Annotated in this window: 12 protein-coding genes and 1 pseudogene; 10 read left to right on the forward strand and 3 right to left on the reverse strand. The window is 68.3% G+C overall.

The window, feature by feature from the left end; all coding sequences use genetic code 11:
• Positions 1 to 3: 3 nt before the first annotated feature.
• The gene (locus tag BO221_RS12825) at positions 4 to 1449 is read right to left on the reverse strand and encodes a HAMP domain-containing sensor histidine kinase (protein ID WP_073560835.1); all 1446 of its coding nucleotides are present in this window, start codon (positions 1447 to 1449) and stop codon (positions 4 to 6) included.
• 283 nt (positions 1450 to 1732) lie between these two features.
• Between BO221_RS12825 and BO221_RS12830 the strand changes: the two genes are divergently transcribed.
• The 4 genes from BO221_RS12830 (at position 1733) to BO221_RS12845 (ending at position 8763) form a co-directional block, all read left to right on the forward strand.
• A complete protein-coding gene (locus BO221_RS12830) occupies positions 1733 to 3172 on the forward strand; it encodes a TolC family protein (RefSeq protein ID WP_073560691.1) in 1440 nt (479 codons plus the stop codon).
• A gap of 13 nt (positions 3173 to 3185) precedes the next feature.
• Entirely contained in the window at positions 3186 to 4616 is a 1431-nt protein-coding gene (locus BO221_RS12835) for an efflux RND transporter periplasmic adaptor subunit (RefSeq protein WP_073560692.1), read from the forward strand.
• A 4-nt stretch (positions 4617 to 4620) separates the two neighbouring features.
• Positions 4621 to 7917 (forward strand): efflux RND transporter permease subunit, encoded by a 3297-nt coding sequence (locus BO221_RS12840; RefSeq protein WP_073560693.1) that lies wholly within the window; start codon positions 4621 to 4623, stop codon positions 7915 to 7917.
• Positions 7918 to 8139: 222 nt separating this feature from the next.
• Complete coding sequence (locus tag BO221_RS12845) at positions 8140 to 8763, forward strand: hypothetical protein (protein ID WP_073560694.1); 624 nt, start codon at positions 8140 to 8142, stop codon at positions 8761 to 8763.
• A 110-nt stretch (positions 8764 to 8873) separates the two neighbouring features.
• On the opposite strand, the pseudogene BO221_RS57595 reads toward BO221_RS12845, so the two are convergent.
• Positions 8874 to 9065 (reverse strand): annotated as a pseudogene (locus BO221_RS57595) (DDE-type integrase/transposase/recombinase); the annotation flags it as partial.
• A gap of 263 nt (positions 9066 to 9328) precedes the next feature.
• Here BO221_RS57595 and BO221_RS12850 point away from each other — a divergent pair.
• From BO221_RS12850 to BO221_RS12870, 5 genes are all read left to right on the forward strand, one after another.
• The gene (locus BO221_RS12850; RefSeq protein WP_198956101.1) at positions 9329 to 9904 is read left to right on the forward strand and encodes a TetR/AcrR family transcriptional regulator; all 576 of its coding nucleotides are present in this window, start codon (positions 9329 to 9331) and stop codon (positions 9902 to 9904) included.
• The gene (locus BO221_RS12855) at positions 9891 to 10865 is read left to right on the forward strand and encodes an oxidoreductase (protein ID WP_198956102.1); all 975 of its coding nucleotides are present in this window, start codon (positions 9891 to 9893) and stop codon (positions 10863 to 10865) included. Before BO221_RS12850 ends, BO221_RS12855 begins: the two co-directional genes overlap by 14 nt.
• On the forward strand, positions 10862 to 11524 hold the full coding sequence (locus tag BO221_RS12860) for a hypothetical protein (protein WP_073560696.1): 663 nt from the start codon (positions 10862 to 10864) through the stop codon (positions 11522 to 11524). Before BO221_RS12855 ends, BO221_RS12860 begins: the two co-directional genes overlap by 4 nt.
• 132 nt (positions 11525 to 11656) lie before the next feature.
• Complete coding sequence (locus BO221_RS12865; protein WP_233165940.1) at positions 11657 to 12190, forward strand: TVP38/TMEM64 family protein; 534 nt, start codon at positions 11657 to 11659, stop codon at positions 12188 to 12190.
• A 62-nt stretch (positions 12191 to 12252) separates the two neighbouring features.
• Positions 12253 to 13128, forward strand: a complete 876-nt coding sequence (locus BO221_RS12870; RefSeq protein ID WP_073560697.1) for an SDR family oxidoreductase — start codon at positions 12253 to 12255, stop codon at positions 13126 to 13128.
• A 90-nt stretch (positions 13129 to 13218) separates the two neighbouring features.
• Here the strand turns inward: BO221_RS12870 and BO221_RS12875 are convergent, their stop codons facing one another.
• Complete coding sequence (locus tag BO221_RS12875; protein WP_073560698.1) at positions 13219 to 13965, reverse strand: phosphatase PAP2 family protein; 747 nt, start codon at positions 13963 to 13965, stop codon at positions 13219 to 13221.
• 273 nt (positions 13966 to 14238) lie between these two features.
• Between BO221_RS12875 and BO221_RS12880 the strand changes: the two genes are divergently transcribed.
• Positions 14239 to 14712: a DofA protein gene (locus tag BO221_RS12880; protein ID WP_073560699.1), complete on the forward strand. Its 474-nt coding sequence runs from the start codon at positions 14239 to 14241 to the stop codon at positions 14710 to 14712.
• Positions 14713 to 14916 lie beyond the last annotated feature (204 nt).

The following is a 14916-nucleotide window of genomic DNA, read 5'->3' on the forward strand; positions in this document are numbered from 1 at the left end:
GCCTCACGCCCTCCCCTGCGACGTCGCGGGCAGCCACACCGTGAAGTGTGCGCCCGGCCCCGTTCCCGCGGCGGCCTCCAAGTTGCCCCCGTGCGCCTGCACGATGCTCTGACTGATGGCCAGCCCCAGCCCCGTCCCGCTGGGCTTGGTGGTGAAGAAGGGCTCGAAGAGGCGCTCGCGCGCCGTGACGCTCAGGCCCGGACCCGTGTCCTCCACGTGCACCTCCGCCCCCTTCTCCGTCTGCACCAGCCGCACCCGCACCCGCCCCGTCTCTCCGCACGCATCCACCGCGTTGCGCATCAGGTTGAGCACCACCTGGCGCAGCTTCGTCAGGTGTCCTGCGGTCCGCGCCTCGCCTTCCACGTCCACCTTCACGGCGCCCAGTTGTCCTCCCTGCCTCAGCCGCTCCACCACCTCTTCGCACAGGGCCCGCAGGTCCACGGGCTCGGGCTCGGCCGGCAGGGGACGCGAGAGCGCGAGCAGATCCTCGACGATGTCGCGGCTCCGCACCGCCTCGTCCTCGATGACCTGGAGGTCCTCGCGCAGGTTCCCCTCCGCCTTCTTCTTCATCATCCCCACATATCCAAGGATGACGGTGAGCGGGTTGTTGATCTCATGGGCCACCCCCGCCGCCAGCCGGCCGATGCCCGCGAGCTTCTCGCTCTGCACCAGCCGCTCCTGGTGCTCGCGCAGCGCCGCCGTCATGGCGTTGAACTGGCGGGCCAGCTCGCCGAACTCGTCGGGGGTCGTGATGTCGATGCGCGCGTGCATGTCTCCCGCCGCCAGCCGCGCCGCGCCCTCGCGCAGCCGGGCCACCGGCCGAGCCACGGAGCGGACGATGTAGACACCCACGCCCATGGCCAGCAGCGGCGCGCCCACCAGGAAGAACAGGGTCCACTGGAAGGCGGAGCTCTGGAGCTCGGCCACCCGGGCCTCGGCCGCGTCCACCGAGTGGTTGAAGTGGCTCACCAGCCGGTCCGTGCGCTCCTCCATCTGGGACACGAGCCCCAGCGCCCGGCCATGCTCGCGCTCCATGTCCTCCTGCCGCCCCGCCAGCACCGCCGGCAGGAGCGCCTCGCGGAAGAGCGTGTCCAGCGACCGCTGTGCCCGCTCGATGTCCTCCACCCAGGCCCGCTCCTCGGGCCCGAGGGCCTGCGCCTTCATCACCGCCGTCAACCGCGTCACCCGGCTGGCCGCGGTCTCATAGAAGTGCAGGTGGCTGTCATTGCCCAGGATGAGGGTGTGAGCCTGGTGCGCGTAGGTGTCCCGGATGGCGCTGGCCACCTCGAGCGCCGAGCGGACCGCGTGCTGCCGCGCCTGCATCTCGACCATGCGGGCATGAATCTCCCGCATGTGCACGAGCACCAGGACGGATGACACCACGAAGAGGGATACCAGGGCGGCGAGGGCCAGACTGAGACGCCGGGCCGTGCCCGAGGGGACCTGCATGGATGAGCGCTCCTCCACCACCAGTACTACGCAAGCCGGATGCCAGTTGCCCGCTCCAGCGTAGGCGCGTGTTTCACCCGAGCCCATGTGATTCCCCCGGTTACACCGTGACGCCCCGGGCTCCTGTCGCGCCGGTAACTCCGGGCCTGGAACCCGTCGCGCCCCTCTGTCCGACTCGCCCGGACGGAGCCAAGCCCGTGGCACACCCCCTGCACAACCCCTCCTCGTGCGAACCCTTCACGCTCCCTCCCAGCCAGTCCCCACCCCAGGCGGGCGGCGCCATGTGTTCGGGCAGCTCGCCCTCGTGCTGGCGCTGTGCTCGCCCCTGGTGGCGTTCGCGCAGACGGAGACTCGCACGCCTCCCACGCAGGCGGCCTCCGTACCGGCACTGCCCACGGATCCGGCGCTGGAGCAGCTCCTCACGGAAGCCCTCGCGAACCGCCCGGAGGTGCACCAGGCCGAGGCCCCGGTCCGGGCCGCCCGGGAGCGCGTGCCCCAGGCCAGTGCCCTGCCAGACCCGGTGCTGCAGGTGGGCATCCAGAATGACGGTTTCAACGGCTTCATGATTGGCGAGATGGAGACCAGTTACTTCAGCATCATGGTCTCCCAGTCCCTGCCCTTCCCCGGCAAGCGCGAGCTGCGCAGCGAGGTCGCTCAGCTTGGCGCCAAGGCCGCGTCGACGCAGGTGGCGCGGGTGCGGCTGTCCATCGAGGCCGAGGTGCGCCGGGGATACCTGGACCTGCTGCTGACGCGCGAGCGGCTGATGCTGCTGGAGCGGCTCCAGGCGCTCTGGAAGCAATCGGCCGACATGGCCCGCATCCGCTACGAGACCGGCGAGGGAGCCCAGTCCGACCTGCTGCGCGCCCAGCTCGAGCTCAACCGGCTGCGCCAGCGTCAGCTCGCGTTGCGCGCCGAGGAGCGCGTCCGGGTGCAGACACTGAACCGGCTGAGCGGCCGGCCCCTGGAGACGCCCCTGCCCACCACCACGCGCGTGCGCGACATGGGAGTGCCCGAGCCCGGCGACGTCGAAGCCGCGGAGAAGGACGCACTCGAGCGCAGCCCCGAGCTGGCCCAACAGCGCGCGCTGGTGGCGCAGGCCGGTCAGCAGGTGGCACTGGCTCGCCGGGAACGCCTGCCCGACTTCACCGTAAGCGCCGGGGTGATGCCGCGGGGCGGAGCCTTCCCTCCCATGTGGCAGGCCAACCTGGGCGTCACCCTGCCCATCTTCTCCGGGAGCAAGCAGGACCGCGTGGTGGCCGAGCGCGGTGCCCAGGCCGAGGCCTCGGCCCGTGGGGTGGAGACCCTGGAGCAGGTGCTGCGCCTGCGGGTGCGCGAGCGTCTCATCGCCCTGGAAGCGCTGCGCGACACGGTGGCCATCTACCGGGACGGCCTGTTGATGCAATCGGCGGCGACCGCCGAGAGCACCCTGACGCAGTACCGCGTGGGCCGCGCCTCGTTCGCCTCGGTGCTGGAGGCCAACACCGGCATCATCCGCGACGAGGAGGACTACCTGCGCACGCTCGCCGACGCGCAGCGCCTCGCCATCGCCCAGGCCGAGGTGAGCCTGGAGCCCGTGGCCTCCCTGGGCGGCAGCGCTCAGTCGTCGGGCGGTATGCCCGGGGCGGGGAGCTCTCCGTCCGCTCCCGCGGGTGGCGCCGCTCCAGCGGGTGGCTCGCCGGGTGCCCCCGCCTCCTCTTCCTCTTCCTCCATGTCGGGCATGTAGCCCTGGAAAAACCATGTCTCTCGAGACTCCCCCACTGCCCCCCTCGCCACCGCCCTCGCGCCGCCGCTTCGGAGCCGCCGCGCTCGCCGTGACGGCCCTGGGCAGCGCCGTCCTCGGCGGTGGCGCCGTGCACCTGCTGGCGCACAGGGACGCGGCGCACGAGGCCCACGCGCCCGCCGCCACGGCCACGGCCTCCACACCCGCTTCCGAGCCGGCGGCCACGAAATACCAGTGCCCGATGCACCCGAGCATCGTGCAGGACCACCCGGGCAAGTGCCCCATCTGCGGCATGGACCTGGTGCCGATGACGCCCGCGCCGGCTTCCGCTGGCGACCCGGGTGCCCCCGCGGTGGAGGGCCTGGCGCCCGTCACCATCGACACCGCGCGCCAGCAGCTCATCGGCCTGCGCACCGCGCCGGTGACGGAGGGCAAGGTGGGGGGGACATGGCGGACCAACGGCCGCGTGGCCATGGACGAGACCCGCGTGCGCCGCGTCACCCTGAAGGTGCCCGCCTTCGTCGAGCGCGTGTACGCGGACTTCACCGGCAAGCCGGTGCGGCGCGGTGAGCCACTCTTCTCCGTCTACAGCCCCGAGCTGCTCGCGGCCCAGGAGGAATACCTGCTGGCCCTGCGCACCCGTCAGGCCCTGGGCCAGTCCGGCGGGATGTCCGCGGACGGCGACGCCCTGGTGGCCGCGGCCCGGCGCAAGCTGCAACTGTGGGACGTACCGCAGGCCACCCTCGAGCGGCTCGCCGAGACGGGCGAGGCCACCCGCTCCCTCACCCTGGTGTCGCCCATCTCCGGGGTCATCACGAAGAAGGACGTGGTGGAGGGCGCACGGCTGGAAGTGGGTGCCACGCCCTATGAGATCGTCGATCTGTCGCGCGTGTGGGTGCTCGCCGACGTGTATGAGAACGAGCTGCGCCACGTGAAGGTGGGCATGCCCGCCACGCTCCAGCTCAAGGCGTTTCCGAACCGCATCTTCGCCGGGAAGGTGGCCTTCCTCGACCCGGTGCTCGACCCGGCCACGCGCACCGTCAAGGTCCGCCTGGAGTTCCCCAACCCCGAAGGCGACCTGCGCCCCGAGATGTTCGGCGAGGTGGTGCTCCGGGGCACGACCCGCGAGGGGCTGAGGATTCCCGCGGATGCCGTCGTTCCCACCGGCACCACCCAGGTCGTCTTCGTGGCGCTCGGCGGCGGCCGCTTCCAGCCCCGCGAGGTCCGCCTGGGCGAGTCGGATGGGAAGAGCGTGGAGGTGACGTCGGGCCTGAAGGCCGGTGATGAGGTCGTCACCGGCGCCAACTTCCTCGTCGACTCCGAATCGCGCCTGCGTGCCTCGCTGGCGGCGCTGGCCGCGTCCTCCTCGGGCGGTGCCACGGCGCCTCCTCCCGCTTCGCCCCCCGCGGCGGCTCCCCCCACTCCCTCCGGCCACGGAGGCCACTGAGGCCATGATCCGAGCCATCATCCGCTTCTCGGCGGAGAACAAGTACCTGGTCATCGCGGCCACCGTGGTGGCGCTCATCGGCGCGTGGTGGACCATGCGGAACACGCCGCTGGACGCGCTGCCGGACCTGTCCGACACGCAGGTCATCGTCTACGGGCGGTGGGACCGCAGCCCCGACATCGTCGAGGACCAGGTCACCTACCCCATCACCACCGCACTGCTGGGCGCCCCGAAGGTGAAGGCCGTGCGCGGCTTCAGCGACTTCGGCTTCAGCTACGTGTACGTCATCTTCGAGGACGGCACGGACATGTACTGGGCGCGTACGCGGGTGCTCGAGTACCTGTCGAAGATAACGCCCCAACTGCCATCGGACGTGAAGGTGGAGCTGGGCCCGGACGCCACCAGCGTGGGGTGGGTGTTCCAATACGCGCTGGTGGACAGGAGCGGCAAACACCGGCTGGACGAGCTGCGCTCCTACCAGGACTGGTTCCTGCGCTATCAGATTCAAAGCGTGCCGGGTGTCTCCGAGGTCGCCACCGTGGGCGGACAGGTGCGCCAGTACCAGGTGACGGTGAATCCCAACAGCCTGACGAGCTATGGGCTGTCACTGGACGCGGTGGTGAGCGCGGTGCGCCAGGGCAACAACGACGTGGGGGGACGGCTCGTGGAGGTGGCCGGGCGCGAGTACATGGTCCGTGGCCGGGGCTACGTGAAGAGCGTGGAGGACATCGAGCGGCTCGTGCTCAAGGCCCAGGGCGGCACGCCCGTCACCATCAAGGACGTGGCCACCGTGACGCTGGGCCCCGAGCTGCGCCGCGGCGTGGCCGACCTGGACGGCGAGGGCGACGTGGTGGGCGGCATCGTGGTGATGCGCCAGGGAGAGAACGCCCTCAACGTCATCGAGCGCATCAAGGCGAAGCTCGAGGAGCTGAAACCCTCGCTGCCCGAGGGCGTGGAGATCGTCACCACCTATGACCGCTCGGACCTCATCGAGCGCGCCATCGACACGGTGACGTTCAAGCTGGTGGAGGAGATCATCATCGTCTCCCTCATCATCCTCATCTTCCTGTGGCACATCCCGTCGGCGATCGTGCCCATCGTCACCATTCCGGTGTCGGTGGCACTGGCCTTCATCCCCATGTACGCGATGGGGCTGAACGCCAACCTCATGTCGCTGGCGGGCATCGCCATCTCCATCGGCGTGCTCGTGGACGGCGCCATCGTCGAGGTGGAGAACGCGTACAACAAGATCCACCACTGGATAAAAGATGGAAAGAAGGGCGACTTCCATCAGGTGCGGCTGGAGGCGTTGATGGAGGTGGGGCCGGGCGTCTTCTTCAGCCTGCTCGTCATCGCCGTGGCCTTCATGCCCATCTTCACGCTGGTGGACCAGGAGGGCCGCCTCTTCCGCCCGCTGGCGTACTCGAAGAACCTCGCCATGGCCATCGCCGCGCTGCTGGCCATCACCCTGGATCCGGCCATGCGGATGCTCTTCGCCCGCGTGGAGCCCTTCCACTTCCGCCCGAGGTTCCTGGCGTCGATGGCGACGCACGCACTCGTGGGCAAGTACTACTCGGAGGAGCGGCACCCCATCAGCCGGCTGATGCACCGCATCTACGAGGGTCCGTGCCGCTTCGTGTTGCGCCACGCGAAGGCCACCCTGGCCGTGAGCGCGCTGCTGGTGGCCAGCAGCATCCCCGTGTACCTGCACCTGGGCAGCGAGTTCATGCCGCCGCTCAACGAGGGCACCATCCTCTACATGCCCTCGGCGGTGGAGCCCGGCATGTCCGTGGCCGAGGCGCAACGCGTGTTGCAGGTGCAAGACAAGCTGCTCATGCAGTTCCCCGAGGTGGAGCGCGTCTTCGGCAAGGCGGGCCGCGCCAATACGTCCACAGACCCGGCGCCGTTCACCATGATGGAGACGACGGTGCTGCTGCGCCCCGAGTCCCAGTGGCGCGAAGTGCCACGCTGGTACAGCGGTTGGGCGCCCGAGTGGCTGAAGGGGATGCTGCGTCCGTTCTGGAGGGATCGCATCACCCAGGCCGAGCTGGAGTCGAAGATGAACGCGGCGCTCCAGCTCCCGGGCATCTCCAACGCGTGGACCATGCCCATCAAGGGACGGCTGGACATGCTGTCCACGGGCATCCGCACGCCGGTGGGCATCAAGATCATGGGCGCGGACCTGACCACGGTGGAGCGCATCGCCCGCGAGACGGAGGCGGCGGTGGCGAAGGTGGAGGGCACGCGCAGCGCGTTCGCCGAGCGCGTGGCGGGCGGCTACTTCCTGGACTTCGTCCTCAAGCGGGACGAGCTCGCCCGCTACGGCCTGAGCGTGGACGACGCGAACATGATGGTGATGACGGCGGTGGGAGGCGACAACCAGTCCACCACCGTGGAGGGCCGCGAGCGCTACGGCATCAACGTGCGCTACGCGCGGGACTACCGCGAGGACCTGCAATCGCTCAAGCGCGTGCTGCTGCCGCTGCCGGACGGCAAGGGGCAGATTCCCATGGAGACCATCGCGGACGTGGTGCTCGCCCACGGGCCCTCGATGATCCGCAACGAGAACGGGATGCTCACCGGCTACGTGTACGTGGACTTCGACACGTCCAAGTACGATGTGGGGCGCTTCGTGGACCGCGCCAAGGAAGCGGTGGCGGCGAGCGTGAAGCTGCCGACGGGCTACTCCATGACGTGGAGCGGGCAGTACGAGAACATGCTGCGTGTCCGGGAGCGGTTGAAGCTCGTCATCCCGCTCACGCTCGTGCTCATCTTCGGGCTGCTGTACATGAACACGAAGTCGGCGTTCAAAGCGGGGCTCGTGATGCTGGCGGTGCCCTTCTCGGCCATCGGCGCGGTGTGGCTGCTCTGGGCGCTCGACTACAACGTGTCCATCGCGGTGTGGGTGGGGATGATCGCCCTGATGGGCCTGGACGCCGAGACCGGTGCCTTCATGCTGCTCTTCCTCGACCTGTCGCACGACGAGGCGAAGAAGCGCGGGCGGCTGCGCACCGTGGGCGATCTGGAGGAGGCCATCATCCACGGGGCGGTGAAGCGCGTGCGGCCCAAGGCGATGACGGTGATGGCGGCGATGCTGGGTTTGCTGCCCATCATGTGGTCCACGGGAACGGGAGCGGACGTGATGAAGCGCATCGCCGCGCCCATGGTGGGCGGCCTGGCCACGAGCTTCCTGCTGGAGCTGCTCGTCTATCCGGCGGTGTACTTCCTGTGGAAACGCCGCGAGGTGGTGCCCGGTCCAGCCACTCCCGAGGAGGAGGGCCCCAGCACCGTCATAGCGTGAGCGTTCCAACCCGCGCGGCGGGCCGTTGACCACCGCGCGGCAAAAGGGCGCGAAGGAATTCGGTCCACAAGGTGGACTCCCCCGCCGCGAGCAGGGCGGACCATGCGTTGAGTCAGAGGATCCACCGTGCTAACCGCCGGAACGGGGCTCGTGGTCCTCGTCCCCGCGGTGCTCCTGGCATCCTGACGAGCCCTGCTCGGCTCCACATCCCCGAGGCACCCCATGGAACCCAAAAGCCCCGTCTTCGAAGCCATCAATCTCCTTGGCTTGATTCATGAGAAGACCGAGTCCGCGGAGGAGAAGGAGTTGCTTCTCACCGCAGCCGATGCGCTCCATTTCATCATCACGACGGGCCAGCGGTATGAATTCGACGACTACCGCCAGGAGCTCAGGACCGAGGGACCCGAGATGGTCGTCGCCTCCTTCGCAACGCGAGAAGAGGCGGAAGCGTGGCTGAAGAACCACCCCAGACCGCCCTACCTGGCCCTCGTGCTGATCGCGGACCAGTACCACGTCGTCAGGTATGACCGTGACAGCAACTTCCGCAAGCTGTCCTCCACCCACTCCATCGAGTACCACTTCGAGGAGATGATGAAGGACGGCCGCCCTCCTCCAGCGGTGGCCAGCTTCGACACCCGGGAGCAGGCCCGGGCCTGGTTCTACAGTCTGTCCGAGCGGCTCTCACAAGCCGTCATCCAACTCGGGGGCGAGCCCTATCTCGCGGCGTACCATCGCAACATCGACCACCTCGCCTTCCACCCCTTCTCCCTCTTCGAGCGGTTCGAGGAGTGGCGCAAGTCGCTGGACGAGAAGAAGACACCCGAGGACCCCGAGCCACAGTCCTGACCCTCGAGCCCCCCTCTCCCGCCGGACGGGCTACAGGCGGACGGACGGGCCCCGGATGGAGCGAACCCATGAAGTTCGCCCCCGCCTCCCCAGGAGGAAGCGCAGCTGCGCTGGGTGCCCCGAGCGGCCAGTGCCTTCTGCCAGTCCTCGAGGGCGTACTGACTGCCCCGGTCCGAGCGGTGCCGCAATCCTCGTCCTGGCCGCCGCCCCTTGAGGGCCATATCCAGCGCGTTGAGCACCAAGTGCCGGTCGATGTGCCCGCTCATGGACCCACCGACAATCCCGCGCGCGAGGTGGTCCATGACGACTGAGGGTGCGCCGCATGGTGGACTCCGCGAAACAACGGAGGCGAGGCGCCTGGCCAGCTAGCGAGGAGTCAGTCCACCTGGGCACCGAGCATCCGGACCGCGCGCCCCGCCTCCGGTGGGGGGAAAGCGTCGGGGCCATGGCGGCGGGACATCCACATGGCCGGTAGCCGGCACACAGACCTCCCGACCGTCGGACCTGTATTGGGCCGGATTGGGCACATCTTGACAATCAGAGCACTGATTGTCAGTATGTCCTCATGCCCGCGACGATGACAGACGACGAGGCAGCCGCCCGGCGCGCGAGGATCCTGATCGCCGCACGGTGGTGCTTCCTCAACTTCGGCTTCGCGAAGACGGCCTTCGAGGACATCGCCAGGCGCGCGAACCTCTCGCGCACGCTGCTCTATCGGATCTTCAAGGACAAGGAAGACATCTACCGGGCCGTCTTCGTGGACTGGCTGGTTTCTCGACACCCCGCTGCGAAGCAGGCGGCGAACGGTCCGGGCACTCCCTACGAGCGCTTGCTCAACGTGTGCCGTTTGATGGTGCTCGAGCCCTGGGCCGAGATGGTCGGCGCGCCGATGGGGAGCGAGTTCCTCGAGGCATGTGAGCGGATCGATCCCGGGAGCGAGGCGCTCCACCGCGAGGTCGCCCAGGAGTGCGTGACCGCCATCCTGGGCGACGAGGCGAGCGCCGAGGTCTTCCTCCTCGCGTTGGACGGGTTGCTCGCTGACCACCCCACGCAGGAGGTGCTGGAACAACGAACACGGCTCCTCGCGGCGCGGTTCGTTCCACCGGCAACAAGGAAGGGAGCGCGGCATGAACAGAGATGAGCTCGAAGGTCCTCGCTCGATGAGCACGACATGGACCACCAAGGACATCCCGTCCCAGGCAGGACGTCGCATCATCGTCACTGGTGCCAACAGCGGCATCGGTTGGCATACGGCGCTCGAACTCGCCCGCGCTGGCGGCGAAGTGACGATTGCCGCTCGAAGCGAAGCCAAGGCGATGGACGCCGCCGAGCGCATCCGCTCCATCTTGCCCGACGCCAATTTGAAGGTCGCACTGCTCGACCTCGCCGCCCCCAAGTCGATTCAATCCTTCGCGGAAGCACAGCTCGCGCTCGCGCGGCCCATCGACGTGCTGATCCACAACGCTGGAGTGATGGCGCTCCCACGACGTCAACTCAGCGTCGACGGCCGCGAATTGCAGTTCGCGACCAACGTTCTCGGACCCTACCGTCTCACGGGGATTCTGCTCCCCGCCCTCCTGCGGGCGAGAGCACCTCGCGTCGTCACGGTCGCGTCGAACTCTCACAAAGCCGGAGGGCCGGTACCGCTCGAAGACCTCGACTCGCGAGATGAGTACAGGCCCATCCGCGTCTACTGCAAGACCAAGCTGGCCAACATCCTCTTCACCAAGGAGTTGCAGCGTCGCGCCGGCAATCGGCTCCTGGCGGTGTGCTGTCACCCCGGCACCGCGAAGACCAACCTCGGCGCCGCCACGACCCTCGGCATGAAGCTGATGGTACTGGCGATCTATCCCCTCATCCAGAGCGCTGCCAGAGGGGCCGAGCCGACGCTCATGGCAGCAACGCTCGAGGGTGCGCCGCCTGGCAGCTACTTTGGTCCTGACGGGTTCCTCGAGCTGCGGGGACATCCTGTCGAGGCCACGCCCGCGCCCTTCGCGGACAACGTCGCCGCGGGTCGAATGCTGTTCGACGAGCTCGAGCGCATCACCGGGATTCGGTACGAGCTCGGTTCTGGGAATGCGCGGAGCGGAGCGTTCCAATGAATATCATCCTCTTCGGCGCGACAGGGATGGTGGGCGCGGGCGCTCTGCGCGAAGCGCTCAACGCCCCCGAGGTCGAGTCGGTGCTCAGCATCGGACGGCACTCATGCGGCGTCGTGCACCCGAAGCTGCGCGAGTTCCTGCTGACTGATCTCTTCGACTTCGCCGCCGTCGAGAAACAACTCATGGGCTACGACGCCTGCATCTGGGCGATCGGCGTCAGCTCCGTGGGGCTCGACGAGACGGCCTACGCGCGGGTGACCGAGGAGCTGACACTCGTCTGGGCACGAGCGCTCCTCCGGCTCAACCCCGGCATGTCCTTCTGTTACTGCTCCGCAGGTGGCGCAGGCGGCCCCGGCATGTGGGCTCGCGTGAGGCGGCGGGTCGAGGACGCGCTGCGGTCGATGCCGTTCCAGCATGCGGGCGCAGTCCGCCCCGGCTTCATCCGGCCCGGGCCAGGCATTCGTAGCAAGACGCGAGGCTATCAGCTCGGCGTGGTCCTGCTGAAGCCGCTGTTCCTTCTCACTCCGCTCCTCGTGCGCGTCTTCCCGTTCCTGTTCACCACCTCCGAGCGCCTCGGGCGCGCGATGCTCCGTGTCGTCGAAGGGCGGGCCGATCGATTCATCCTCGAGTCGGCCGACATCAACAGGGCCGGAGCATGAGCACGACGAGCCCCTCACTGCGCAACACGAAGATCGGAGCCGTCGCGCTCGTACTCCTCATGCTCGCCGGGGCTTACCACTTCGGCCGCGCGCGTCGCCGAGCCGAAGAGCCTGGCCAAGACGCTCATCGAGATGGGAGCGTGGGGCTACCTCGCGTTCGCCCTCGCGTACACGGTGCTGCAACCGTTCGGTGTCCCTGGAACGATCTTCATCGTCGCAGCGCCGCTGCTCTGGCCATGGCAGACGGCCTTCGCGCTCTCAATGATCGGGACGATGTCCGCGAGCGTCGTGGGCTTCTCCTTCGCCCGCTTCGTCGCGAAGGACTGGGTCTCGGCTCGCATCCCCGCCCGGCTCCGCAAGTACGACACGTCGCTCGAGCGCACCGCCTTTCGAACCGTCGTCGTCCTTCGGCTCATCCTCTGGATGCCGCAAGCGCTCCACTCCTTCTTCGGCGTCTCGAAGGTCGGGTTCTGGACCCACTTCTGGGGCTCGCTCGTCGGCTACGTGCCGCCGCTCCTCCTCGTGAGCTACCTCGGCGCTGAGATGTTCGATGCGTCGGGGAGGATTCAGCCCGGAGCATGGCCCATCCTCGCCGGCCTGCTCGTCGCGTCGCTCGCCATCGCCGCGTTGGCCAGAGCCTTCGAGCGGCGGCAGCGTCCTTCTTGAGCGCTCCAGGAGTAGGACGGCATCCAGGCCCTTCTCTTCACCGCAACACAAGGGAGCAACTCATGACTGAGGACCTCGTAGGCAAAGTGATCCTGGTAACCGGCGCGACCGACGGCATCGGCAAGGCCGCCGCGACCGAGTTCGCCAGGCGCGGAGCGACGCTGACCATCGTTGGCCGCAACAAGGAGAAGACCGCACGGGTCCTCGCGGAGCTCAAGCAGGCGAGCGACAACCCGAACCTCGACCTCCTCATCTGCGATCTGTCGCGGATGGCGGACATCAAGCGCGCCGCAGAGGAATTCAAAACCAAGCATGACAGGCTGGACGTGCTCGTGAACAACGCAGGCGCAACCTTCAAGGCGCTGGTCAAGGGCCCTGACGGACTCGAACTGACGTTCGCCCTGAACCACCTCGCGTACTTTCAACTCACCACGTCGCTGCTCGACCTCATCCGGAAGACCCCGGGCGCGCGCGTCGTGTCGACTTCAAGCTCCATGCAGGCGCGCGGGAAGCTCGACCTCGAGAAGACGCCGGCCTCGCTGGAGGGCTCGGGCCCAAACGCCTACGCGACCTCCAAGCTCGCGAACATCCTCTTCACGAAGGAACTCCAGCGGAGGCTCTCCGGAACGACGGCGACGGCGAACTGCTTCGAGCCGGGTATGGTGCGCACGCAATTTGGTGGATTTGGCTCGGATCAGGGGCTCCTGCTGAATGTCGTGTATGCCCTCGCGAAGCCCTTCTCGAGCACGCCAGAGCAGGGCGCGGACTCCCTCATCTGGCTCGCCACCTCGCCGGAGGCGGCCTCGCTCAAGGGGGAGTACGTCTCGAAGCGACGGCCGGCGACCCCGCAGAGGCAGGCGCTGGACCCGAAGCTCGCGGCCGACCTGTGGACGCTGAGCGAGAAGCTCTGTGCCGAGGCGGTGGCGCGTGCCGCCTGAACGGCGCAGCCGCGCGCGAGCGCTTCGTCCGAGTGAACACGGCTGGAATAAGAGCCCGAGGACCCCGAGCCACAGTCTTGACCCTCGAGCTCATGAGGGCGCGGTGTCGCCCCGGGACTCCTCGCGCAACCCCGGGCTGCGCCGCTTGACCCCTCGGGCCATCACCGCCGTCAGCAGTGCCCACGCCAGCCCCGCCATCCACCCGCCCAGCACGTCCGTCGGGTAGTGCACCCCGAGGTACACCCGCGTCAGGCCGATGAGCAGCGTGAGCGTCAGCGCCACCCCCACCAGGTACGCCCGCAGCCACCGCCGCTCCACCAACTGCGCCAGCAGCGCCCCCAGCGTCAGGTAGACGATGGCCGACAGCATCGCGTGCCCACTCGGAAAGCTCTCCGTCAGCACGTGCGTGAGGTGCGGCACCACCGTGGGCCTCGGCCGGGCGAAGTGGCTCTTGAGGATTCCATTCACCGCCGCCCCGCCCACCGTCGAGCCCAGCACCAGCGCCAGCGTCCTCCAGCGCCGCACCAGCACCAGGAAGCCGCTCACCGCGCACACCACCAACGTCAGCACCGACACGCTGCCCAGCGCCGTCACGTCCCGCGCCGCCTCGGCCAGCCACCGCGGGCCCCTCGGCTCCTCCGGATTGTCCGCTCGCCTCAGCGACAGCAGCACCCGCTCGTCGAAGTGCTGCGTCTCCTTCTCCCGCACGTCATCCGACAACGAGATGAATCCCAACCCCACCGTCACCAGCAGCAACAGCGTGGCCAGCAGTCCGATGCCGTCGGTTCCCAACCTTCCGTGAAAGCGCTCCCACAGCGCCCTCGATGTGAGTCGCATGGCCTCACTATGGCCTCACACCCGGTGCGCTCCTACCTTCCCGGAGCCTTCGCCACTCCTCCTCCCTCCAGCACACCACGGATGCGTGTGCTCCCGGACACTGTGGCCCCCGGATTCGTGTGCTCGGCGGCAGACGGCGCGCGGCCGCACTTGGGCTTCCGAGTCTCGATCACCAGATTGACCGCACCAAGTCGTGATCGAGCCGGGCACGTCAGGCGCTCGGAATACCTTTCCGAGGGCCTTCCCGGCCCGCTTCCTGGGAGTGATGGTCCCATGACCGCTTTCGCTACCGCCGTCTCCGCTCCTCCGAACTACAAGACGGGCCTCATCAACAAGGTCTTCTTCATCCGCTGGGAGCAGCCGCCCAGCCCGCAGGATCTGTTCGTCGTGGACAAGCGCTTCCGCGAGGCCTACGAGGCATACCGGCAGCAGCTCTCCGTCGTCGTCATCACCGGGTCCAAGGCCCGGGTGCCCAACGGCGAGCAGCGCAAGGGCCTCTTCACGCTGCTGGAGAACAACCGCAAGTACATCTGCGAGCTGCACCTCCTCATGGAGGGCAACGAGTTGCAGCACAACCTGCAGCGCATCATCGCCTCCGCGCAGCTCATCGTGACGCGCATCTACGACAACAACTACGCGCGCCTGCACAAGAAGGCGGAGGACATCGCCCCCTTCCTCACCAGCCGCCTGAAGGTGGACGGCAACCGCATCGTCCACGACGCGCGCCTGCTGGGGCTGGTCGCCTGAGCCAGCCGAAGTAAGTCCGTTCAGGGGTCTGTCCTCAGCTCGAAAGCAGGAGGGACCCCTCCGGGCACGGTCTCGCCAGACTTGTCCAACAGTTGGACAAGTTCGTGAAGAGCGCGCCCGGCAGGCGGACTCCCCCACCCCTGAAAGGACTTTGTTCCGATGGCCCGGTCCCGGACCCGTGCCTCGGAAGTCCGTGCCGGGCGC

It is taken from the genome of Archangium sp. Cb G35 (assembly GCF_001896145.1).
Classification (GTDB): Bacteria; Myxococcota; Myxococcia; order Myxococcales; family Myxococcaceae; genus Archangium; species Archangium violaceum.